This window comes from Variovorax terrae (assembly GCF_022809125.1).
Classification (GTDB): Bacteria; Pseudomonadota; Gammaproteobacteria; order Burkholderiales; family Burkholderiaceae_C; genus Variovorax_A; species Variovorax_A terrae.
In genome coordinates this window covers 533304-554096 of sequence record NZ_JALGBI010000001.1, presented here as the reverse complement: position 1 = coordinate 554096, position 20793 = coordinate 533304, and the positions used below count along the sequence as shown (strand labels likewise).

The following is a 20793-nucleotide window of genomic DNA, read 5'->3' as shown; positions in this document are numbered from 1 at the left end:
GACAGGTCGGCGGCCGTTCAGATCAGGCGATCTTGAACCGCGACACCGACTGGCGCAGCTCTTCAGCCATGCGGGACAGTTCGCGCACCTGCTGCGCCGTGGAGCGCGTGCCCTCGCCGGTCTGCTCCGTCACCGCGAAAATGTGCTGGATGTTGCCGGCCACCACGTTGGCGGACTCGGCTTCCTTGGAAGCGGAACTCGAAATCTGCTCAATCAGGTCGGCCAGACGGCGCGACACCTGGTCGATCTCGGTCAGCGCGGTACCGGCGTTGTCGGACAGCTTGGCCCCTTCCACCACACCCTGCGTGGAGCGCTCCATGGCGGCCACCGCATCCTGCGTGTCGGTCTGAATCGCCTTCACCAGCGCCGAGATCTGGCGCGTGGCGTCTGCGGAGCGTTCGGCCAGGCGCTGCACTTCTTCGGCCACCACCGAGAAGCCTCGCCCGGCTTCACCGGCGGACGCCGCCTGGATGGCGGCGTTCAGGGCCAGCACGTTGGTCTGCTCGGTAATGTCGGAAATCAGTTCCGTGATTTCACCAATCTCCTGGGACGATTCGCCCAGCCGCTTGATCCGCTTGGAGGTTTCCTGGATCTGGTCGCGGATCGAGTTCATACCGCCGATGGCGTTCTGCACGGCCTGCAGGCCCGATTCGGCGGCCACCAGCGACTGGCGCGCCACCTGGGCCGATTCCTGCGCCTGGCCGGACACCTGGTTGATTCGGCCCGCCATGTCGAGCACCGACTGGCCGGTTTCGCGAATCTCTCGCAGCTGCTCGGTGGAAGCCGCCAGCAGTTCGGTGGAGGTGCTTTCCACCTGCGCCGTCGTCTGCGCCACGCGGGTGACCGTGTTCTGCACGTTGCCCACCAGCGAACGCAGCTCTTCCACCGTGTAGTTCACCGAGTCGGCGATGGCGCCCGTGATGTCCTCGGTCACCGTGGCTTCCTGGGTCAGATCGCCTTCGGCCACGGTTTGCAGTTCGTTCATCAATCGCAAAATGGCCGCCTGGTTGGCGTCGTTCACGCGCTTGGCTTCCTGCTCCTGGCGCTCGGCTTCGAGCCGCTGCTGCTCGGCAACGCCCTGGCGCTGGCGGCTGTCCTGCAGCTGCACATAGGCCAGCCCGCCCGCGCACAGCAGTGCGAACACGGCCGACAGGGCCAGGGTGGCCAGGGCGCCGGCGCTCAGGCCGGTCTGGGACGACAGCTTGCCCTGCAGGTCTTCAAGATTGCGGCGCAGCGGTTCGCTGTCGGCAATGATCGCAGCCTGCGCTTCGCGCGCGGACACCAGGCCCTGCAGGTTGCCCAGAATGGCGCCGGCCTGGCTGCGCGTTTCTTCGTAGAGCTTCATGAGGGCATCCAGCCGCTCGCGGGTCTGCGGGTCCTTTGAGCCGGACAGGCGCAACTCGGGGCTGCCGTCCAGCAGGCCCTGGGCAATTTCCTTGAAGGAGTTCAAGTCCTTGCCCAGCAGGAACACGGCTTCGGGGCTCACGCCTTCCATCGTCAGGAATTCGTTGGCGGACTTGCCGATGCGCTGGGTCAGCATCACGAGCTGGCCGGCGGCAGAGATTTCAGCGGGCGCCGCGTTCTGCTGCAGCTTGAGCGAGGACACGGTTTCGGCAATTTCCAGCAGATCGGACGACTGGCGGTTGATGGTGCGCAGGGCGTTGCCCACCTGCGTCAAAATCTTCTGCTGGCCCATCACGGTGCCGGCATTCTTTTCGGCGCGCTCCATCAGCGGCGTGATCTTCTCCACGTCTTCCTGGGCTTCGGTCGTCACCGCACTCAGGCGCAGTTGCTCGTCGCCGACCTTCAGGCCGCGCACCGTCTTGGCCAGCACGTCGGAGCTTTCCTTCACGTCGGGGAAGGCCTGAGCGCTGCCCACCAGGGCCTGCGACACCGATTTGGCAAGGCGCTGCGACTGCATCAGCGACTGGCCGGTGGCGGCCACCTGCTGGGCCACCTTGTCGGCCTGGTTCAGTGCGAAGAAGGCCACCGCGGCAAACACCACCAGCGCGATTCCGAGCAGCGTCGCCAGGATCCGCTGGTGCTGGACGATGGTGCGCCGGCCCAGCAGGGGCAGCGCCAGGCGGTCGCTGCCGCCAGCCAGGGTTTCTAGCTCGCTGTCGGCCATCTGGCTTTCGCCCAGGCCGCCGGGTTTCTCATCGGCCGGCGTCATGGCCACCGTGTTGCCCGCGTTGGCTTCCAGCGAGCCTGTGGCCATGGGGTCCACCGAGGCATCCGGCATGGCCAGACTCAGGCCGCCCTCGGATTCGACGGGCTTCTTCTTGGAGAACAGTTTCTGGAGTTGGTCAACGACGGACATGATGCAGCCTTCGAGGAATTAAGCGCTGATGCTCAGGAATTGAGGTTGTTGCGACAACGACTGGAGGTTGATTTCCTGCCAGTACGCACCATTGGAATCGGTGTACCCATTGCCGAAATAGTCGGGGGCGCCGTCGGGCGGCCGCGCGGAAGCGGTGAAGGCCTCGACATTGCGCAGGCCGGCGAGCCGGTCGATCAGCAGTGCGCAGTTGATCTCCAGCACGGCGTTGAGCGCCACCAGGCGCGACTCGGCCCGGGTGGCTTCGCTGCGCGCGCTCGAGGGGCTGCCGCCCGCCACGAAACCGGCCAGATCCACGACGCCGTAGAGCCCCCCGCGCAGGTTGGCCACGCCCAGGAACCAGGGCCGCGTGTAGGGCACGGGCTGGGTCGAGGACCAGGGAAAGATCTCGCCGGACTGGCTCAGGGGAAACAGGTACTTCGCTCCGGCCGCCTCGACAGCCAGCCAGGAGGCTGACACCCCGGCCGTACGGGCTGCCTGCAGCCGGCTGGCAAGGCGTGTCTGGAGCTCTCGGAGGGCTTCGCGGTTGGCCATGCGTGGTGCGGGAGCCTCAGCTCAGGGCCTTGATCTTGGCCATCAGCTCGTCGGCATCCACCGGCTTGGTGATGTAGTCGCGCGCGCCCTGGCGCATGCCCCAGACGCGATCGGTTTCCTGGTTCTTGCTGGTACACATGATGATGGGCACATCGGCATAGAGCGGGTCGCGGGTGATGGCCCGCGTCAGCTGGAAGCCATTCTGCCCCGGCATCACCACGTCCATCAGGATCAGGTCGGGCTTTTCCTCGGCCAGTCGACGGAAGGCATCTTCCGCGTTCTCGGCGGTTTTCACCGACAGGCCTTTTTTCTGCAGCAGGTCGGTCAGGAACATCAATTCGGTCTTGGAATCATCCACGACCAACACCTTCTGAATCGGCATCACACTACTCCTTGTTGGGCGGCACCGAACTGCAGCACGGCCTGCAGCAGCTGGTCCTTGGTAAACGGTTTGGTCAAATATTCCTGCGAGCCCACCATGCGGCCGCGCGCCTTGTCGAATACGCCATCCTTGGATGACAGCATGACGACCGGCACCGAGGCGAATTTGGTGTTGCGCTTGATGATGGCGCAGGTCTGGTAGCCGTCCAGGCGCGGCATCAGGATGTCGCAGAAGATCAGGTGCGGCTGGTAATCGTTGACTTTGGCCAGCGCGTCGAAACCGTCCTCGGCCAGCAGCACGTCGTGCCCGCCCTGCTTGAGGAAGATCTCGGCGCTGCGTCGAATGGTGTTGCTGTCGTCAATCACCAGGACTTTGAAGCCTGATCCGGTCGTACTCACTAGAAGCTGCTCCTGTTTTTTTCAACGACACTGGCGGAACGCGCCCTCCCGAAGCTGCGGTCCTGTCTATATTTGAACCATCTCGAAGTCTTCCTTGCGGGCGCCGCATTCCGGGCAAGTCCAGTTCATGGGAACCTCGGCCCAGGGGGTCCCTGGCGCAATGCCGTGGTCAGGCGCTCCGGTGGCTTCGTCGTAGATCCACCCGCAAATCAAACACATCCAAGTTTTGGTATCAGTCACAGCTTAAAGGGCCTTCGCATAGAATGCAACGATTGTATCGAGGCAGCTAAGTCGCCCTGCGTGCAGCGCACCGTCGCATGGCGGTTTTTTGTCCTATGACAAACCCCAATTCCCCCGGATCTCCCCCCTCTTCCTCCGCCGACTCCGACGACGACACCGAAGCCGCCGGCCCGGCCTGCGTGATGGTGTTCAATGCCAGCGATCCCAGCGGCGCGGGCGGCCTGTCCAGCGACGTGACCGCCATCGCCTCGGTGGGCGCTCATGCGCTGCCGGTCGTGACCGGCGCCTATGCGCGCGACACCGCCGAGATCTTCGACCATTTCGCCTTCGACGAGGAGGCCGTGGCCGAGCAGGCGCGCGCGATCCTCGAGGATGTGCCGGTGCAGGTGATCAAGGTCGGATTCGTCGGCACGCCCGAGAACCTGAGCACCATCGCCGAGATCGCGGCCGACTACGCCGACGTGCCGCTGATCGCCTACATGCCCAACCTCTCCTGGTGGGACGAGGGCCAGATCGACCTGTACCTGGACGCCTTCCGTGAGCTGCTGCTGCCGCAGACCACCGTGTTGGTAGGAAACCACAGTACGCTGTGGCGCTGGCTGCTGCCGGACTGGAGCGGCGAGCGCAGCCCGACCGCGCGCGACATCGCCAAGGCGGCCTCGGAGATGGGCGTGCCCTACACGCTGGTCAGCGGCATTCCGCTGCCCGACCAGTTCATCGACAACGTGCTGGCCACGCCGCAGGCGGTGCTGGGCAGCGAAAAGTTCGAGCGCTTCGAGGCCGTGTTCGCCGGCGCCGGCGACACGCTGTCGGCCGCGCTGGCAGCCCTGGTGGCCAGCGGCAGCGATCTCGCCGCCGCCACCACCGAAGCCCTGAGCTACCTGGACCGCTGCCTCGACGGCGGCTTCCGCCCCGGCATGGGCCATGTGGTGCCCGACCGCCTGTTCTGGGCCCAGCCCGACAGCGAGGCCGACGAGCCCGCCGACGACGGAGCGCCGGATCTGCAGAATTTCGAGATGCCTCCCCATGACACCAAGCACTGACCGCAACGAGGCGCTGTTCGAGCGCGCCAAGCAATTCATCCCCGGCGGCGTCAACTCCCCCGTGCGCGCCTTCAAGGCCGTGGGCGGCACGCCGCGTTTCGTGCAGCGCGCGCAGGGCGCCTACTTCTGGGACGCCAACGGACAGCGCTACATCGACTACATCGGCTCCTGGGGCCCGATGATCCTGGGCCACGGCCACCCGGCGGTGGTCGAGGCCGTGCAGAAAGCCGTGCTCGAAGGCTTCTCGTTCGGCGCGCCGACCGAGCGCGAGATCGAGCTGGCCGAGGAGATTCTCTCGCTGGTGCCCTCGATGCAGATGGTGCGGCTGGTCAGCTCCGGCACCGAGGCCGGCATGAGCGCGATCCGGCTGGCGCGCGGCGCCACCGGGCGCAGCAAGCTCATCAAGTTCGAGGGCTGCTACCACGGCCATGCCGACGCGCTGCTGGTCAAGGCCGGCTCGGGCCTCGCCACCTTCGGCAACCCCACCAGTGCCGGCGTGCCGCCCGAGGTGGTGCAGCACACGCTGGTGCTCGAGTACAACAACATCGAGCAGCTCGAAGAAGCCTTCGCGCTGCATGGCGCGGAGATCGCCTGCCTGATGATCGAGCCGATCGCGGGCAACATGAATCTGGTGCGCGCCAGCGTGCCCTTCATGCGGCGCTGCCGCGAGCTGTGCACGCAGCACGGCGCGCTGCTGGTGCTCGACGAGGTGATGACGGGCTTTCGCGTGGCGCTGGGCAGCGCGCAGAGCGTCTACGCGCGCGAGATCCCCGGCTTCGCGCCCGACCTCACGGTGCTGGGCAAGGTGATCGGCGGCGGCATGCCGCTGGCGGCCTTTGGCGGCCCGCGCGCCGTGATGGAGCAGCTCGCGCCGCTGGGTCCGGTCTACCAGGCCGGCACGCTGTCGGGCAACCCGGTGGCCACGGCCTGCGGCCTGGCCACGCTGCGCGAGATCCGAAAGCCGGGCTTCTACGAGGCGCTGTCGGCCCGCACCCGCTCGCTGGTGAGCGGCCTGCAGGCCGCCGCGCAGGCCGAAGGCGTGGCCTTCAGTGCGGACAGCGAGGGCGGCATGTTCGGCTTCTTCCTGCTGCCTGAGCTGCCGCAGAACTATGCACAGGTGATGAAGAGCGACAACGCGCGCTTCAACCAGCTGTTCCACGGCCTGCTGGCACGCGGCGTCTACATCGCGCCGGCGCTCTACGAGGCCGGCTTCGTGAGCGCCGCGCACAGCGCCGAGGACATCGAAACCACCGTGGCGGCGGCGCGCGAGATCTTCAGAACGCTACAAAAACAGTAGCAACAAAAGACCGCTGCGCCTGGACCTCCGGCGCTTTTGATTCAAAAAAGGCCTGCACCACCGGCGCGGGCCTTTTTCTTGTCCGGATCAATGCCGGAAGTGGCGCACGCCGCTGAACACCATGGCCACGCCGCGCTCGTTGGCCGCGTCGATCACTTCCTGGTCGCGCATGCTGCCGCCGGGCTGGATCACGCAGGTGGCGCCGTGGTCGATCACCACGTCCAGCCCGTCGCGGAACGGGAAGAAGGCGTCGCTCGCCACCGCCGTGCCCTGCAGGCTCAGGCTGGCGTGGCCGGCCTTGATGCTGGCGATGCGCGCGGAGTCGAGCCGGCTCATCTGGCCCGCGCCCACGCCCATGGTCATGCCGTCCTTGCAGAACACGATGGCGTTGCTCTTCACGAACTTGGCCACCTTCCAGGCGAACAGCAGGTCCTCGATCTGCTGCGCGGTCGGCGCGAGCTGGGTCACCACCTTGAGGTCCTCGCGCCGCAGCTCGTGGTTGTCGGCGGTCTGGATCAGCAGGCCCGAGCCCACGCGCTTGATGTCGTGGCTGTTGAGGCCGCGCGCCCACGGCGTGGCGCCGTCGCGCTGCACGGCGTCGAGCGAAATCTCCAGCACGCGCACATTGGCCTTGGCCTTGAACACCTCCAGCGCCTCGGGCGTGTAGGCGGGCGCCATCAGCACCTCGACGAACTGCTTGTTGGCCACCGTGATGGCCTGCGCCACCGCACCGTCCACCGGGCGGTTGAAGGCGATGATGCCGCCGAAGGCGCTGGTCGGGTCGGTCTTGAAGGCCTTGGTGTAGGCCTCCAGCGCGTCGTGGCCGACCGCCACGCCGCAGGGGTTGGCATGCTTGACGATGACGCAAGCCGGCGCGTCAAAGCTCTTGGCGCACTCCCAGGCCGCGTCGGCGTCGGCGATGTTGTTGTACGACAGCTCCTTGCCTTGGAGCTGGCGCGCCGTGACCAGCGAGCCCGGCGCGGGATACAGGTCGCGGTAGAAGGCGGCAGTCTGGTGCGGGTTCTCGCCGTAGCGCAGGTCCTGCAGCTTGACGAGGTTGCTGTTGTGCTGGCCGGCGTAGGCGGCATGCGATCCGTCCTCGTTGACGGCCGACAGGTAGTTGCTGATGGCCGCGTCGTAGTTGGCGATGCGGTTGAAGGCGGCCACCGAGAGCGCGAACTTCGTCTTCTGGCTGATGCCGCCGGCCTTGAGTTCGGCCAGCACGCCCGCGTACTGGCTGGCGTCGGTCAGCACGGCCACGTCCTTCCAGTTCTTGGCGGCGCTGCGCACCATGGCCGGGCCGCCGATGTCGATGTTCTCGATCGCGTCCTCCAGCGTGCAGCCAGGCTTGGCCACGGTGGCCTCGAACGGGTAGAGGTTGACCACCAGCAGGTCGATGGTGGCTATGCCGTGTTCCTTGAGCGCCGCCATGTGCTCGGGCACGTCGCGCCGCGCCAGCAGGCCGCCGTGCACCTTGGGGTGCAGCGTCTTGACGCGGCCATCCAGCATCTCGGGAAAGGCCGTGACTTCGGCCACCTCGGTCACCGGCAGGCCCTGGGCCGCCAGCAGCTTGGCGGTGCCGCCGGTGGAGATCAGCTTGACGCCCTGCGCATGCAGCGCCTGGGCGAGTTCGACGATGCCGGTTTTGTCGGAGACGGAGAGGAGTGCAGTGAGGGACATAGGGTTCTTCGCAAATTCAAGGAGAGGTTATTCCGGAGATGCCGCCGCGCCGGCCGGGCCCCGGCGAGGAGATGGGCAAGGCGGCACGGCCTGCGCGCAGCCCGGGGGGGCGTCATTTCAGCAATTTGTGTTCGACCAGTTTCTTGCGCAGGGTGTTGCGGTTCAGCCCCAGCCATTCGGCGGCCCGAGACTGGTTGTCGTCCGCCTGCTTCATCACCACCTCGAGCAGCGGTTTTTCCACGACCTTGACCATCATGTCGTACATGCCATCGGGCTCGGTGCCCCGCAGGTCCTTGAAATAGCCCTCCAGGCTGGCGCGCACGCATTCTTCGATTTGTTTCTTGCTCATACGGTCGTTTCCACCGGTTCTTCGTCCCTGTCTGCCGGCTCCGCCGCCCCTGCTTCGGGCATGCGGTCCATGCCGGCGCCTAACTCGTCAAAAAAATCGGCCACGGCCGCCAGTTGCGCGCCGCAGTCCTCCAGCCCGTTCATGCGGGCGCGGAACGTCTCGCCGCCGGGCAGTGTCTTCACATACCAGCCGATGTGCTTGCGCGCGGTGCGCACGCCGGTGTAGTCGCCATACAGCGTGTAGTGCTCGCGCAGATGGTCGAGCAGCAGGCGCTTGACCTCGGCCACCAGCGGCGGCGCCAGGTGCGTGCCGGTGGCCAGGAAATGCGCCACCTCGCGGAAGATCCAGGGCCGGCCCTGCGCGGCCCGGCCGATCATCACGGCATCGGCGCCGGTGGCGGCCAGCACGTCGCGCGCCTTCTCCGGCGTGGTGATGTCGCCATTGGCCACCACCGGCACGCGCACGGCGGCCTTGACGGCGGCAATGGTGTCGTATTCGGCCTGGCCCTTGTAGCCCTGCTCGCGCGTGCGCCCATGCACGGTGAGCATCTGCACACCGGCCTGCTCGAACTGCCGCGCCAGCACCACCGCGTTCTTGTGCGCCTGGCACCAGCCGGTGCGCATCTTGAGCGTGACCGGCACCCGGTGCGGCGCACAGGCGGCCACCACGGCCTCGACGATGGACAGCGCCAGCGCCTCGTCCTGCATCAGCGCCGAGCCAGCCCACTTGTTGCAGACCTTCTTGGCCGGGCAGCCCATGTTGATGTCGATGATCTGCGCGCCGCGGTCCACGTTGTAGGCGGCGGCCTCGGCCATCATGGCCGCGTCGGTGCCAGCGATCTGCACGGCGATCGGCGCGTTCTCGCCCTCGTGGTTGGCGCGGCGCGATGTCTTGAGGCTGTTCCAGAGTTCGCGCCGCGAGGTCACCATCTCGCTCACCGCATAGCCCGCGCCCAGCGTCTTGCACAGCTGGCGGAACGGCCGGTCGGTCACGCCCGCCATCGGGGCGACGAACAGGTGGTTCGCCAGGGTGATGTGACCGATGTTCATGAGAAGACGTGAAGCGCGTTTGCTGAAAAATGAGGCACGATTGTAGCTGCTCAAAATTTCAGCAATTGAAATCTGCAGGGGCCAGCTTCATATACTGGGCCGCATGGATATATGGCTCGAACAATTGCTGACCCTGCTGGCCCTGCCCCGGTACGGGCTGAGCACGGTGTTCGTGGTGTCGTTCATCTCCGCCACGCTGCTGCCGCTGGGCTCCGAGCCCGTGGTGTTCGGCCTGGTCAAGCTCAATCCCGAGCTGCTCTGGCCCACCGTGCTGGTGGCCACGCTGGGCAACACGCTCGGCGGCGCGGTGGACTGGTGGATGGGCTATGGCGCGCACAAGGTGGTGGACAAGTACCGCCACTCGCCCACCCATCTGCGCGTGCTCGGGTGGCTGGAGCGCCTGGGCCCCAAGGCCTGCCTGCTGTCGTGGCTGCCGGTGGTGGGCGACCCGCTGTGCGCCGTGGCCGGCTGGCTCAAGCTGCCGTTTTGGCCCTGCCTGGCCTACATGGCGGTGGGCAAGTTCCTGCGCTATGTGGTGATGACGGGCGCGCTGCTCTGGGTGTTTCCGGCCTGACCGTGACATATGCACGCCCCGGCGTAGCAATTCGATACCTCTGCGCCGCCGGTGCCCCCTAGAATCCGCCTGCCCGGCCAGACCGGGGCCGTCTTCACCAGGAGGAAATCCATGCTTCATGCGCCTTTCGCGCGGCTTGTGCTGTGCGCGTCTGCCATCCTGCTTGCCTGTTCCGCGGCCCGGGCCGCCGCCGACGTGGCGGGGTCCAAGGACCACCCCGTGCTGGGCCGCTTCGCCGGCGCCGCCATTTCAGACTACCGGCAAAAAAGCTTCGACGCGGCCTCGCTGCCCGTCGCCCGCGTGGACGATGCCGGCAAGCCCGGCAAGCTGCTGGCGCTCGAAGGCAAGACCACCCACCTGAACTACCGCATCGCCGGCGCCAAGACCGCCATGGAAGCGGCGAAGAACTACGAACAGGCGCTGACCAAGGGCGGCTTCAAACTACTGTTCACCTGCGCCAACGCCGACTGCGGTGGGGACTTCTCCCAATTCGTCCATCTGTCGGGCCAGGTGGCGCCCAAGGGTTTCGGCGACAGCTACTTCGGCCTGCCGCAGCGTGGCCTCCTCGCCCAGCGCAGTTCGCCGCAGGGCGATGTGTACGTGTTCCTGCACATGATGGAGTCCGGCCGCGACAACCTGTCGATCTACCAGCAGGTGGTGGAGGTCCAGCCGATGCAGACCGACCAGATTCAGGTGCTGGACGCCGCCGCGCTGCAAAAGGGACTGCAGGCCGAGGGCCGGATCGCCGTCTATGGCGTGTTCTTCGACACCGGCAAGGCCGACGTCAAGCCCGAATCCAAACCCTCGCTCGATGAAATGGGCAAGTTGCTGAAGAACGCGCCGGCACTGAAGGTCTACATCGTCGGCCACACCGACAACCAGGGCCAGCTGGCGCAGAACCTGGACCTGTCGCAGCGGCGCGCCGAGGCGGTGGCCAAGGCGCTGGCGGCGCAATACGGTGTGGCCGCGAACCGCCTTGCCGCCAAGGGCGTGGCCTCGCTGGCGCCGGTGGCCAGCAACGAGGGCGACGCGGGCCGCGCGAAGAACCGGCGGGTGGAGCTGGTGGTGCAGTAGCCGCTGGCCCCGCGCCTTTCTCTGCCGCGCCCCTGAAGGGGGCGCCGGCCCGGGCTCAGACGTTGAACAGGAAGTTCATCACGTCGCCATCCTTGACGACGTACTCCTTGCCTTCCGAGCGCATCTTGCCCGCATCCTTGGCGCCCTGCTCGCCCTTGAAGGCGATGTAGTCCTCGAACGCAATGGTCTGGGCACGGATGTAGCCGCGCTCGAAGTCGCCATGGATCACGCCGGCGGCCTGCGGGCCGGTGTCGCCGATGTGGATGGTCCAGGCGCGCACTTCCTTCACGCCGGCGGTGAAATAGGTCTGCAGGCCCAGCAGCTTGAAGGCCGCGCGGATCAGGCGGTTCAGGCCCGGCTCCTGCTGGCCGATTTCGGCGAGAAACATTTTCTTGTCTTCGTCGTCCATCTCCGCCAGTTCGGCCTCGATCTTGGCGCAGATGGCAACCACGGGCGCGCCCTGTTTCTCGGCGTACTCGCGCAGGCGGTCGAGGAAGGGGTTGTTTTCGAAACCGTCCTCAGCCACGTTGGCCACGAACATGGCTGGCTTGGCGGTGATCAGCGAGAACTGTTTCACCAGGGGCCGGTCCTCCTTGCTGAATTCGAGCGCACGCACCGGCATGTTCTCGTTCAGCGCGGCCTGGCATTTCTCCAGCAGCGCGACCAGCTTGATGGCATCCTTGTCACCGGAGCGTGCCGTCTTGGTATGGCGGTGCAGGGCTTTCTCGACCGTGCCCAGGTCGGCCAGGCACAGCTCGGTCTGGATCACCTCGATGTCGGAGATCGGGTCGACCTTGCCGGCCACGTGGATCACGTTCTCGTCCTCGAAGCAGCGCACCACGTTGACGGTGGCGTCGGTTTCGCGGATATGCGCCAGGAACTGGTTGCCCAGGCCTTCACCCTTGCTGGCGCCGGCGACCAGGCCCGCGATGTCCACGAACTCGACGATCGCCGGCACCACGCGCTCGGGCTTGACGATGTCGGACAGCTGCTGCAGCCGCGGGTCGGGCACTTCCACGATGCCGACGTTCGGCTCGATGGTGCAAAAAGGGTAGTTTTCGGCAGCGATGCCTGCCTTGGTCAACGCATTGAACAAGGTGGATTTCCCTACGTTGGGCAAGCCTACAATGCCGCACTTCAGACTCATGACGTACCTCGAAATTCAGGCTGGCAAGTGTATGCGATGCCCGAAAGGCCCCGCTGCGCGCGCGCTGGCCGGCCTGTGGCAGCGGGGGTGGCCGGTGTGGCTGTTGCTGCTGGCGCTGGCCATCGCCGGGCCGGCGCAGGCCCGCAGCGGCAAGGCCGCCGTTGCCGAGCCCCCCGCCCTGGCCGCCATCGTGCTGGACGACCGCCTCAGCACCCTCGATGTCGCGACGCGGGGCGAGGCCTGGGTGGACCCGGCGGGCACCGCCTCGTTCGAGCAGGTGCTGGCCGCCGGCGCCGAGCCCTTTGCGCCGGTCCAGGCCGGCCGGGTCGATGCGCTGGGAGCGCAAGGGGCGCTGTGGCTGCACTGGCGGGTGACGCTGGCTCCGACGGCGGCCGCCGGGCCCTGGATGCTCGAATTCCCGCTGCCCTACCTGGACAGCGTGGCGCTGTACCAGCAGAACGCCTCGGGCGCCTGGCAGGCCCAGCTGGCGGGCGACACCGTCGAGATGGCGGCCTGGCCCGAGGCCGGGCGCTACCCCTCCTTCAGGCTGAACCTGGCGCCCGGACAGACGCGTGACCTCTATGCCCGCGTCAACCACCTCACGCCGCTGAGCCTGCCCGCGCGCCTGAGCACGGAAGCGAGCCACGACACCCGCCAGCAGCTCGAGTACCTGGGGCTGGGCATCGTGTTCGGCGCGCTGCTGCTGCTGATCGTGGCCTGCACCGTGCAAAGCTGGGCCTACCGCGACCCGACCTATGCCTGGTATGCGCTCTATGCGGCGATCACCATGCTGGCCGTGGCGGCCTACACCGGCGTGGCCGGCCACCTGCTGTGGGGCACGGCGGGCCGCTGGGCCGACACGGCGCAGGGCTTCCTGGCCCTGCTGGCTGGCGCGTGTGCGCTGCTGTTCATGCGCAAGCTGAGCAGCATCTCCAGGCGCTATCCGCGGCTCGACCGCGCCCTGCAATGGCTGGGCGTCGGCGGCCTGGTGCTGGCCCTGGCCTACGTGACCCTGGAGCGCTCCACCACGGTGACGCTGCTGGGGCTGTACCTGACCTCGGTGGCCCTGATCAACGTGGCCGCCGCCTTGCTGATCTGGCGGCGCGGCGACGTGGTGGGGCTGTGGATGGCCACGGCCTACGCGCCGATGGCGCTGGCCGTGCTGCTGGCCATGGTGCGCGTGTTCGGCTGGGTACCGTTCTCGTGGCTGGCCCAATACGCGGTGGTGATCGCGATGGCGCTGGAAGTGCCGTTACTGCTGGTGGCGCTCAACATCCGCTCGCGCGAGCGCCACAGCGCGGAGGTGCGCGCGCAGGCCCTGTCGAGCCAGGATGCGCTGACCGGGCTGCTGGCCGCGCACCTGTTCCAGGACCGGCTGCGCCAGGTGGTCCACCGCCACCAGCGCGATCGCGAAAGCGCCGCGATCGTGCTCATCGATCTCGTGAACTACCAGCGCATCAAGGATTTCCACGGCCCCGCCGTGGCCGAGCAGAGCCTGCTGCGCAGCGTGATCAAGCTGCGGCGGCTGCTGCGCGACGTGGACACCACCAGCCGCGTCGGCGAGGCGCGGTTCGGCCTGATCATGGAAGGCGTGTCCTCGCGCACCGTGGTAACCGACCGCGCGGCGCGCCTGATCGCCGCCGGCCTGATGCCGCTCAAGGGCCTCAAGCCCGAGGTCACGCTGCAGTTCCACATCGCCGCCGTGCTGCTGTGCGAACGCAGCCTGGAGCCGGCCGCACTGAACGAGGCGCTGGGCGAGCTGCTGTCGGGCATGTCGGGGCGCACACGCCGGCCCATCCGCTTCCTGGAGCCCGAAGCCACGCGGCCCCTGCCGCTGGAACAGGAGCAGGATTCGCAGACCGACGCGCTGGACGACGGCGACAGCACGCTGCCCCAGACCGCCTGAGCCGGCGCGCCGCTCGCGCTCAATCGAACCGGTAGTCGGCCGACACCGCCTGCCCCACGCGCAGCACCTGCTCCACACCCTGCAGCACGATCGCGTTCATGCCGAAGGTGATGGCGCCATTCACGCGCTCGTCGCGGCGATAGCCCTGCAGCGTGTCGCTGACCTCCGGGCTGCTGACGGCGGTGGCCGGGTCGATGTTGGGAATCGGGCAGCGCGAGCAGGGCTTGACGGGCTGCAGCCGCGCCTCGCCCTGCGCCGTGGCCACATGCAGCACCTGCAGCCGGTCTTCGTCATGGGCCTGCGCTCCCGACAGCACGATGTTGGGCCGGAAGCGCTCGATGCCCACCGGCCCATGGCCGGCCGCGGCCAACCGCGTGTTGAGTTCATCCACCGAGGCCTCGCTGGCCACCAGCAGGGGGTAGCCGTCGGCAAACTGGTTCAGCGCCTCCACGCCGCCGGTCCACTGCAGGCTGGACAGGCGCTTGTGGTCCGGATCGAAACGCACCAGGCGCAGCCGGCGCCCCAGGAAATCGCTGAACCACTGGGCGGCCACATCGCCCATGTCGTAGGCGCTGACCACGTCCTTCCAGACCTTGGCCTGCACCGGCTGCTCCACCGCGTCCAGCGCAATGTGCAGCGCCAGCATGCCGGGCGCGCGCAGCACCATCTCGAAGTGCTTGAGCCGGGGCCGGATCAGCGCCATGCGCGGCAGCTCGCGCTGGGTCACGAACTCGCCCTGCTCGTCCACCACCATCCAGGCGCGGTCGAACTCCAGCCCGGTCTCGGTCAGCAGGGCTTCCTGCACCTCCACCCCGGCGCAGGACTTGACGGGGTAGACGAACAGGCGCGCGATCTTCGCGGCCACATCGCGGGGGGCGGTACTCACGTGAGGGTTCCTTTCAGCAGATGGCAGGCGGCGGGGTTTCCATGCCGGACCGGGGATTTTGCCCTGCCTCCTACAATCCCCGCATGGCTCAACCCTATGACATCTGTATCCGCGGTGCCGGCATCGTGGGCCGCACGCTGGCGCTGCTGCTGGCGCGCGAGCGGCTGCGGGTCGGGCTGCTGGCCCAGCCACCCGGCGCGGCCAGCGGCGCCTCGGACGTTCGGGCCTACGCGCTCAATGCCGCCTCGAAGCAGTTGCTCGATTCCCTGCGCAGTTGGCCCGACGCCCGCCATGCCACCGCCGTGCAGGCCATGCAGGTGCATGGCGATGACGGCGGTGAGGTCAATTTCAGCGCCGAAGCACAGGGCGCGCCCGCGCTGGCCTGGATCGTCGACGTGCCCGCGCTCGAAGCCCGGCTGGCCGAGGCGGTGCGCTACCAGCCGCTGATCGACGTGCTGGAGGCTCCGGCCCCGGCCGCCCTCACCGTGGTCTGCGAAGGCCGGGCCAGCACGACCCGCGAGGAGTTCGCGGTCGATTTCGAGATCACGCCCTACCCCCAGCGCGCGATCGCCGCCCGCGTGAGCTGCGAACAGCCCCATCGCCAGGTGGCGCGGCAGTGGTTCTCGCCCGGCGAGATCCTGGCGTTCCTGCCGCTGGACGGCCCGCAGGGGAACTCGGTCGCGGTTGTGTGGTCAGTCCTTCAGGAACGCACGGCCGGCTTGCTGGCGCTGGAGGCGGACGGCTTCGCCGCGCAGCTCGAGGCCGCCAGCCATCAAGCGCTGGGCCGGCTCACGCTGGCCAGCGAGCGCGCCGCCTGGCCGCTGCAGCTGGCGCGTGCCCGGCACTGGGTCGGCCGCCGCGGCGGCGCCAGCTGGGCGCTGGCCGGCGACGCGGCGCACACGGTGCACCCGCTGGCCGGACAGGGGCTGAACCTCGGCCTGGCCGACGCGGCGGAACTGGCCCGGGTGCTGCATGAGCGCGAATACTGGCGCGGCGTGGGCGACGAGAAGCTGCTGCGCCGCTACGAACGTGCGCGCAAGGCCGACGTGCTGTCCATGGGGGCGACGACGGACGGGCTGCAGCAGCTGTTCGCGCAGCCGGGCTCGCCCTGGCAGGCGCTGCGCAACTGGGGCATGAAGGGCTTCGAGCGCAGCGGGCCGCTCAAGACCTGGGTGGCGCGGCAGGCCATGGGCCTGCCTGGAAACGGATTGCTTTGAATCATTGATATTGAGAATGGGATGACGATGAACATGTTCAAGACCGGGCTGCTCGCGGCCCTGCTGGCCGCCGGCTTCGCCGCGCAGGCTCAGGAAGCCACGATCCGCAAGAACCTGGGAGAGCGCATCCCCCAGCTGCAGCAGATCGACGAAGTCACCAAATCGGCCATGCCCGGCCTGTTCGAGGTGCGCGTCAACGGCACCGACATCCTCTACACCGATGCCGAAGGCAACTTCCTGATCCAGGGCAGCCTGATCGACACCAAGCAGCGCCGCAACCTGACCGAGGAGCGTGTCGACAAGCTCACCGCCATCGACTACAGCAGCCTGCCGCTGAAGGACGCCTTCACCATCGTGCGCGGCAACGGCAAGCGCAAGATGGCGGTGTTCGAAGACCCGAACTGCGGCTACTGCAAGCGCTTCGAGCGCGATCTGCAGAAGGTGGACAACGTCACCATCCACATGTTCCTCTACCCCATCCTCGGCGGCGATTCGCCCGACAAGTCGCGCAACATCTGGTGCGCCAAGGACAAGGCCAAGGCGTGGCAGGACTGGATGGTGCGCGATGTGCCGGCGGCGGCCGGCAGTTGCGATGCCGCCGCGCTCAACCGCAACCTCGAGTTCGGCAAGAAACACAAGATCACCGGCACGCCCACGCTGATCTTCGCCGACGGCTCGCGCGTGCCCGGCGCCATTGGCGCGCAGCAGGTCGAGAAGTTCCTGACCGACGCCGTCGCCGCCAAGTAGGCCCCGCGCCGGCCCGCGCGGCTCTCGCCCGGGCCGCGCCTGGGGTATTCTTTGACCCAAGATGCCCAAGAACAACACGCCCCCCGCCGCCCCGCTCCACTACCGCGTGGAGGCGGCCGATCCGCAGGCCCATCTGTTCCGCGTCACGCTGACCGTGGCGCAGCCCGCCGCGCAGCAGCGCGTCTCGCTGCCGGTGTGGATTCCCGGCAGCTACCTGGTGCGCGAGTTCTCCAAGAGCCTGCAGCGCCTGCGCGCCAGCCAGGGCGCGCGCGCCGCGGCCTGCAGCCAGTTGGACAAATGCAGCTGGCAGGTGGAGTGCCGGCCCGGCCAGCCGCTGGTGCTGACCTACGAGATCCACGCCTTCGACAACTCCGTGCGCACCGCCTGGCTCGACGCGAGCCGCGGCTTCTTCAACGGCACCAGCCTGTGCCTGCGGGTCGAGGGGCAGGAAGACCAGCCCCACGACCTCGAGCTGGTGGCAGCGCCCGCCATCGCCGGCTGGCAGGTGGCCACGGGGCTGCCCGCCCTGAAAACCAGCAAGAACGGCTTTGGCCTGTACCGCGCGGCCGGCTACGACGAACTGGTGGACTGCCCGGTGGAGATGGGCCGCTTCTGGAGCGGCGAATTCAAGGCCTGCGGCGTGCCGCACCGCTTCGTGGTGGCGGGCGCCACGGCCTCGTTCGACGGCGCGCGGCTGCTGGCCGACGCCCGCAGGATCTGCGAGGCCGAAATCCGCTTCTGGCACGGCAGCAGGAAGCCGCCGCACCCGAACTACCTGTTCATGCTCAACGCCGTGGACGAAGGCTACGGCGGCCTGGAGCACCGCAACTCCACGGCGCTCATCTGCAACCGCCGCGATCTGCCGCGCCGCGGCGAGGCGCGCCAGCCCGAGGGCTACACCATGCTGCTGGGGCTGATCAGCCACGAGTACTTCCACACCTGGAACGTCAAGCGCCTGCGCCCCACCGATTTCGAGCGCTACGACTACGAGCGCGAGAACTACACGCCGCTGCTCTGGTTCTTCGAGGGCTTCACCAGCTACTACGACGACCTGCTGCTGCGCCGCGCCGGCCTGCTCGACGACGCCGGCTACCTCAAGCTGCTCAACAAGACCGCCAACCAGGTGCTGCAGACGCCGGGACGCCTGGTGCAGTCGGTGGCGCAGGCCAGCCGTGACGCCTGGGTCAAGTACTACCGGCCCGACGAGAACACGCCCAACGCCACGGTGAGCTACTACACCAAGGGCGCGCTGGTGGCGCTGTGCTTCGACCTGACGCTGCGCGCCGAAGGCCGCACCACCCTGGACGAGGTGATGCGTGCGCTCTGGCAGCGCTGCGGCGCCGGCCAGGGCCGCGGCGCCATGAGCGAAGCCGACTTCGCGGCCGTGCTCCACGAACTGGGCGGCCGCTCGTTTGCGAAAGAGATCGCCGCCTGGGTGCACGGCACGCGCGAGCTGCCGCTGCAGGCGCTGCTGCAGCGCCATGGCGTGGCCGTGCTGGTGGAGCCGGCCCAGCCGGCCCAGCGGCTGGGCCTTCGCGTGACGGAGAACGGCGGCATCCAGGTCAAGACGGTGCTGCGCGGCGGCGCGGCCGAGCGCGCCGGCCTGGCCGCGGGCGACGAATGGCTGGGCGTGGAAGTGGCCGGCCAGGGCTGGCGCCTGGGCAAACTCGATGAGCTGGCGCTGTATGCCGGCACCGCCCGGAAGGTGACCGCGCTGGTGGCGCGCGACAAGCGCCTGCTGCGGCTCGACCTGGCGCTGCCGGCCGCCGCCGGCACCTGGCGGCTGGCGCTGCGCGACGCAGCGCCTGTCAAGCTGTGGCTCGCACCGCACGACTGATCACCGCGCTGGCGCTGGCCGTGCTGCTGGCGCATGGGCTGGCGCTGGAATGGCTGGCCAGGCAGTGGCAGGAACCCTCGGTGCTGCGCCCGCTGGCCACGCCGATGTTCACGCGGCAGATCGTGCCGCAGGCCCCGCCGCCGGCTCCAGCCCCCATTTCGGTGCCAAAACCGCGGAAGGTCCAGGCGCAGCGGTCATCGAATGCTATTAATTCAGTAGCAAGCAGCAGCCTCCCGGCCGACACCACGCCGACGGCACCGCCGCCCGAACCGGCCGCGGCCCCCACCGACACGGCGCCGCCGGCCACCAGCACCATCGCCTCAGCCACTGCCACCGTGGCGGCCACGCCCGACAGCAGCACGACCGCCGCCAGCGCCACCGCGACCACGACCGCCTGGCTCGACAGCTGGCCCGCCGACACCCGCCTGAGCTACCAGCTGGGCGGCCAGTTCCGCGGCGAGCTGCACGGCAACGCGCAAGTGCAATGGCAGCGCGAGGCCGACAGCTACCAGGCCCGCGTTGCCATCGACATCGGCTGGATGGTCAACATGGTCATGACCAGCCAGGGCAAGGTCTCGCCGCAGGGCCTGCAGCCGCGCGCCTATGAGGAACAGGTGAACGGACGCCGCCGCAGCGCCCTGCTGGACGAGCGCAGCGTGGCGCTGGGCAGCGGCGAGCGCGTGCCGCGCCCCGACGGCGTGCAGGACACGGCCAGCCAGTTCGTCGAGCTCAGCCACCAGTTCGCCAGCGGCCGCGCCGCGCTGGAGGTGGGCCGCACCGTGAGCTTCTGGATGGCGCGCCCGGGTGGCGTGGACCTGTGGACCTACGACATCACCGAACAGGTGACGCTGATGACCCCGCGCCTGGGGCCGGTGCAGGCCTTCCACCTCAAGCCGCGCCCGCTGGCCAATCCGCGCGGCAACATCACGGCCGAGATGTGGTTCGCGCCGAGCCTGCAGTACCTGCCGGTGCGCATCCGCATCGGCCTGGGCAACGACGCCTTCGTGGACCTGCTGGTCGACCGCATCGAGCAGCGCTGAAACGGCAACGCGGCCCGCCAGGGGCCGCGCCGTGTGCTGGCGGCCGCTGGCGCGGCGTCTTACTCGGCTTCGATCTTGGCGTCCTTGACCACCTTGGCCCAGCGCGGCGTTTCGGTCTTGACCAGGGCCGCGAACTGCTCGGGTGTGCCGCCGCCCACCTCGTTGCCCTGGCTCAGGATCTTTTCCTTGAGGTCGGGGTCCTGCAGTGCCTTGTTGAGCACCGCGTTGAGCTGCTTGACGAGGTCGGGCGACATGCCCTTGGGACCGATCAGGCCCTGCCAGTTCAGCACCTCGACCTCCGGGTAGCCCTGCTCGGCCATGGTGGGGATGTCGGGCGCCAGCGGCGAGCGGGTCTTGCTGGTGATGGCCAGCGCGCGCAGCTTGCCGCCCTTGACGGAGGGCATGGCCGCGTACATCTGCTCGAACATCATGTGCACCTGCCCGCCCATGAGGTCGGTGGCGCCGGCCGAGCCGCTCTTGTAGGGCGCATGGATCATGTCGATACCCGCTGCGTGCTCGAACAGCGCGCCGCTCAGGTGGTGCGTGCCGCCGATGCCGCCCGAGGCGTAGCTCAGCTTGCCGGGCGAGGCCTTGGCCGCCGCCACGATGTCCTTGACCGACTTGTAGGGAGAATCGTTGCGCACCATCAGGATCAGCGGGCCCTTCTCGATCAGGCCGATCGTCACGAGATCGTTGGCCGGATCGAAGTTCAGCTTCTTGAACAGCGCCTTGTTGACCGCCAGCGGCGCGAAATTGCCCATGCCCAGCGTGTAGCCGTCGGGCTTGGCGCGTGCGATGGCCTCGGTGCCGATGTTGCCACCGGCGCCGGCCTTGTTGTCGATGATGATGGGCTGGCCCAGCAGCTGGCTCATGACCTTGGCCACCTGGCGCGAGCGGCTGTCGGCGTTGCCGCCGGCCGCGTAGGGGCAGATCCAGGTGATGGGCTTGCCCGGGTACTTGTCCTGCGCCAGGGCAAAGCCCGGGACGATGGCGGCGCCACCGGCAGCCTGCAAAAGGGTACGGCGTTTCATGTCAATCCTCTGTTGTGAGTGGTT

Annotated in this window: 20 protein-coding genes; 9 read left to right on the top strand and 11 right to left on the bottom strand. The window is 68.1% G+C overall.

What is annotated here, in order from left to right:
- Positions 1–22: 22 nt before the first annotated feature.
- From MMF98_RS02470 to MMF98_RS02450, 5 genes are all read right to left on the bottom strand, one after another.
- Entirely contained in the window at positions 23–2128 is a 2106-nt protein-coding gene (locus MMF98_RS02470; RefSeq protein WP_423837606.1) for a methyl-accepting chemotaxis protein, read from the bottom strand.
- 210 nt (positions 2129–2338) lie between these two features.
- Entirely contained in the window at positions 2339–2872 is a 534-nt protein-coding gene (locus tag MMF98_RS02465) for a chemotaxis protein CheW (RefSeq protein WP_243303982.1), read from the bottom strand.
- Positions 2873–2888: 16 nt separating this feature from the next.
- On the bottom strand, positions 2889–3254 hold the full coding sequence (locus tag MMF98_RS02460) for a response regulator transcription factor (protein ID WP_243303980.1): 366 nt from the start codon (positions 3252–3254) through the stop codon (positions 2889–2891).
- A complete protein-coding gene (locus MMF98_RS02455) occupies positions 3254–3652 on the bottom strand; it encodes a response regulator (protein WP_243303978.1) in 399 nt (132 codons plus the stop codon). Before MMF98_RS02455 ends, MMF98_RS02460 begins: the two co-directional genes overlap by 1 nt.
- A 66-nt stretch (positions 3653–3718) precedes the next feature.
- Entirely contained in the window at positions 3719–3892 is a 174-nt protein-coding gene (locus tag MMF98_RS02450) for a rubredoxin (protein WP_243303976.1), read from the bottom strand.
- A 95-nt stretch (positions 3893–3987) separates the two neighbouring features.
- Here MMF98_RS02450 and thiD point away from each other — a divergent pair, with 95 nt between their 5' ends.
- Positions 3988–4935, top strand: coding sequence for a bifunctional hydroxymethylpyrimidine kinase/phosphomethylpyrimidine kinase (gene thiD / locus MMF98_RS02445; protein WP_243303974.1), 948 nt, complete (start codon positions 3988–3990; stop codon positions 4933–4935).
- Complete coding sequence (gene hemL, locus MMF98_RS02440; protein ID WP_243303972.1) at positions 4919–6232, top strand: glutamate-1-semialdehyde 2,1-aminomutase; 1314 nt, start codon at positions 4919–4921, stop codon at positions 6230–6232. Before thiD ends, hemL begins: the two co-directional genes overlap by 17 nt.
- 87 nt (positions 6233–6319) lie before the next feature.
- Here hemL and purH read toward each other — a convergent pair whose 3' ends face one another.
- From purH to dusB, 3 genes are all read right to left on the bottom strand, one after another.
- Positions 6320–7912 (bottom strand): bifunctional phosphoribosylaminoimidazolecarboxamide formyltransferase/IMP cyclohydrolase, encoded by a 1593-nt coding sequence (gene purH, locus MMF98_RS02435; protein WP_243303970.1) that lies wholly within the window; start codon positions 7910–7912, stop codon positions 6320–6322.
- 112 nt (positions 7913–8024) lie between these two features.
- Positions 8025–8261 carry a Fis family transcriptional regulator gene (locus tag MMF98_RS02430; RefSeq protein WP_243303967.1) on the bottom strand — a complete coding sequence of 79 codons (237 nt, stop codon included), beginning with the start codon at positions 8259–8261 and terminating at the stop codon, positions 8025–8027.
- Positions 8258–9310, bottom strand: a complete 1053-nt coding sequence (dusB, locus tag MMF98_RS02425) for a tRNA dihydrouridine synthase DusB (RefSeq protein WP_243303965.1) — start codon at positions 9308–9310, stop codon at positions 8258–8260. Before dusB ends, MMF98_RS02430 begins: the two co-directional genes overlap by 4 nt.
- 103 nt (positions 9311–9413) lie before the next feature.
- Between dusB and MMF98_RS02420 the strand changes: the two genes are divergently transcribed.
- Positions 9414–9884: a YqaA family protein gene (locus MMF98_RS02420; protein WP_243303964.1), complete on the top strand. Its 471-nt coding sequence runs from the start codon at positions 9414–9416 to the stop codon at positions 9882–9884.
- Between the two features lie 111 nt (positions 9885–9995).
- Positions 9996–10958: an OmpA family protein gene (locus MMF98_RS02415; protein ID WP_243303962.1), complete on the top strand. Its 963-nt coding sequence runs from the start codon at positions 9996–9998 to the stop codon at positions 10956–10958.
- 55 nt (positions 10959–11013) lie between these two features.
- Here MMF98_RS02415 and ychF read toward each other — a convergent pair whose 3' ends face one another.
- Complete coding sequence (gene ychF / locus MMF98_RS02410; protein ID WP_243303960.1) at positions 11014–12105, bottom strand: redox-regulated ATPase YchF; 1092 nt, start codon at positions 12103–12105, stop codon at positions 11014–11016.
- 31 nt (positions 12106–12136) lie between these two features.
- Here ychF and MMF98_RS02405 point away from each other — a divergent pair, with 31 nt between their 5' ends.
- The gene (locus MMF98_RS02405) at positions 12137–14011 is read left to right on the top strand and encodes a sensor domain-containing diguanylate cyclase (RefSeq protein ID WP_243303958.1); all 1875 of its coding nucleotides are present in this window, start codon (positions 12137–12139) and stop codon (positions 14009–14011) included.
- Between the two features lie 19 nt (positions 14012–14030).
- On the opposite strand, the gene MMF98_RS02400 is transcribed toward MMF98_RS02405, so the two are convergent.
- Positions 14031–14897, bottom strand: a complete 867-nt coding sequence (locus MMF98_RS02400; protein WP_243303956.1) for an MOSC domain-containing protein — start codon at positions 14895–14897, stop codon at positions 14031–14033.
- Between the two features lie 83 nt (positions 14898–14980).
- Here MMF98_RS02400 and MMF98_RS02395 point away from each other — a divergent pair, with 83 nt between their 5' ends.
- From MMF98_RS02395 to MMF98_RS02380, 4 genes are all read left to right on the top strand, one after another.
- Entirely contained in the window at positions 14981–16114 is a 1134-nt protein-coding gene (locus MMF98_RS02395; protein WP_243303954.1) for an FAD-dependent monooxygenase, read from the top strand.
- A 27-nt stretch (positions 16115–16141) separates the two neighbouring features.
- Complete coding sequence (locus MMF98_RS02390) at positions 16142–16861, top strand: DsbC family protein (RefSeq protein ID WP_243307266.1); 720 nt, start codon at positions 16142–16144, stop codon at positions 16859–16861.
- 61 nt (positions 16862–16922) lie between these two features.
- On the top strand, positions 16923–18698 hold the full coding sequence (locus MMF98_RS02385) for a M61 family metallopeptidase (RefSeq protein ID WP_243303952.1): 1776 nt from the start codon (positions 16923–16925) through the stop codon (positions 18696–18698).
- Entirely contained in the window at positions 18677–19738 is a 1062-nt protein-coding gene (locus MMF98_RS02380) for a DUF3108 domain-containing protein (RefSeq protein WP_243303950.1), read from the top strand. The genes MMF98_RS02385 and MMF98_RS02380 overlap by 22 nt, the downstream gene beginning before the upstream one ends.
- Positions 19739–19797: 59 nt before the next feature.
- Here MMF98_RS02380 and MMF98_RS02375 read toward each other — a convergent pair whose 3' ends face one another.
- Complete coding sequence (locus tag MMF98_RS02375) at positions 19798–20769, bottom strand: Bug family tripartite tricarboxylate transporter substrate binding protein (RefSeq protein ID WP_243303948.1); 972 nt, start codon at positions 20767–20769, stop codon at positions 19798–19800.
- Positions 20770–20793: the final 24 nt, after the last annotated feature.

Excerpts from the sequence above, each read along its gene's own strand:
- MMF98_RS02470 (WP_423837606.1), bottom strand. The coding sequence starts at position 2,128 with ATGGCCGACAGCGAGCTAGAAACCCTGGCTGGCGGCAGCGACCGCCTG.
- MMF98_RS02465 (WP_243303982.1), bottom strand. The coding sequence starts at position 2,872 with ATGGCCAACCGCGAAGCCCTCCGAGAGCTCCAGACACGCCTTGCCAGC.
- MMF98_RS02460 (WP_243303980.1), bottom strand. The coding sequence starts at position 3,254 with ATGCCGATTCAGAAGGTGTTGGTCGTGGATGATTCCAAGACCGAATTG.
- thiD (WP_243303974.1), top strand. The coding sequence starts at position 3,988 with ATGACAAACCCCAATTCCCCCGGATCTCCCCCCTCTTCCTCCGCCGAC.
- hemL (WP_243303972.1), top strand. The coding sequence starts at position 4,919 with ATGACACCAAGCACTGACCGCAACGAGGCGCTGTTCGAGCGCGCCAAG.
- purH (WP_243303970.1), bottom strand. The coding sequence starts at position 7,912 with ATGTCCCTCACTGCACTCCTCTCCGTCTCCGACAAAACCGGCATCGTC.
- MMF98_RS02430 (WP_243303967.1), bottom strand. The coding sequence starts at position 8,261 with ATGAGCAAGAAACAAATCGAAGAATGCGTGCGCGCCAGCCTGGAGGGC.
- dusB (WP_243303965.1), bottom strand. The coding sequence starts at position 9,310 with ATGAACATCGGTCACATCACCCTGGCGAACCACCTGTTCGTCGCCCCG.
- MMF98_RS02420 (WP_243303964.1), top strand. The coding sequence starts at position 9,414 with ATGGATATATGGCTCGAACAATTGCTGACCCTGCTGGCCCTGCCCCGG.
- MMF98_RS02415 (WP_243303962.1), top strand. The coding sequence starts at position 9,996 with ATGCTTCATGCGCCTTTCGCGCGGCTTGTGCTGTGCGCGTCTGCCATC.
- ychF (WP_243303960.1), bottom strand. The coding sequence starts at position 12,105 with ATGAGTCTGAAGTGCGGCATTGTAGGCTTGCCCAACGTAGGGAAATCC.
- MMF98_RS02405 (WP_243303958.1), top strand. The coding sequence starts at position 12,137 with ATGCGATGCCCGAAAGGCCCCGCTGCGCGCGCGCTGGCCGGCCTGTGG.
- MMF98_RS02395 (WP_243303954.1), top strand. The coding sequence starts at position 14,981 with ATGGCTCAACCCTATGACATCTGTATCCGCGGTGCCGGCATCGTGGGC.
- MMF98_RS02390 (WP_243307266.1), top strand. The coding sequence starts at position 16,142 with ATGAACATGTTCAAGACCGGGCTGCTCGCGGCCCTGCTGGCCGCCGGC.
- MMF98_RS02385 (WP_243303952.1), top strand. The coding sequence starts at position 16,923 with ATGCCCAAGAACAACACGCCCCCCGCCGCCCCGCTCCACTACCGCGTG.
- MMF98_RS02375 (WP_243303948.1), bottom strand. The coding sequence starts at position 20,769 with ATGAAACGCCGTACCCTTTTGCAGGCTGCCGGTGGCGCCGCCATCGTC.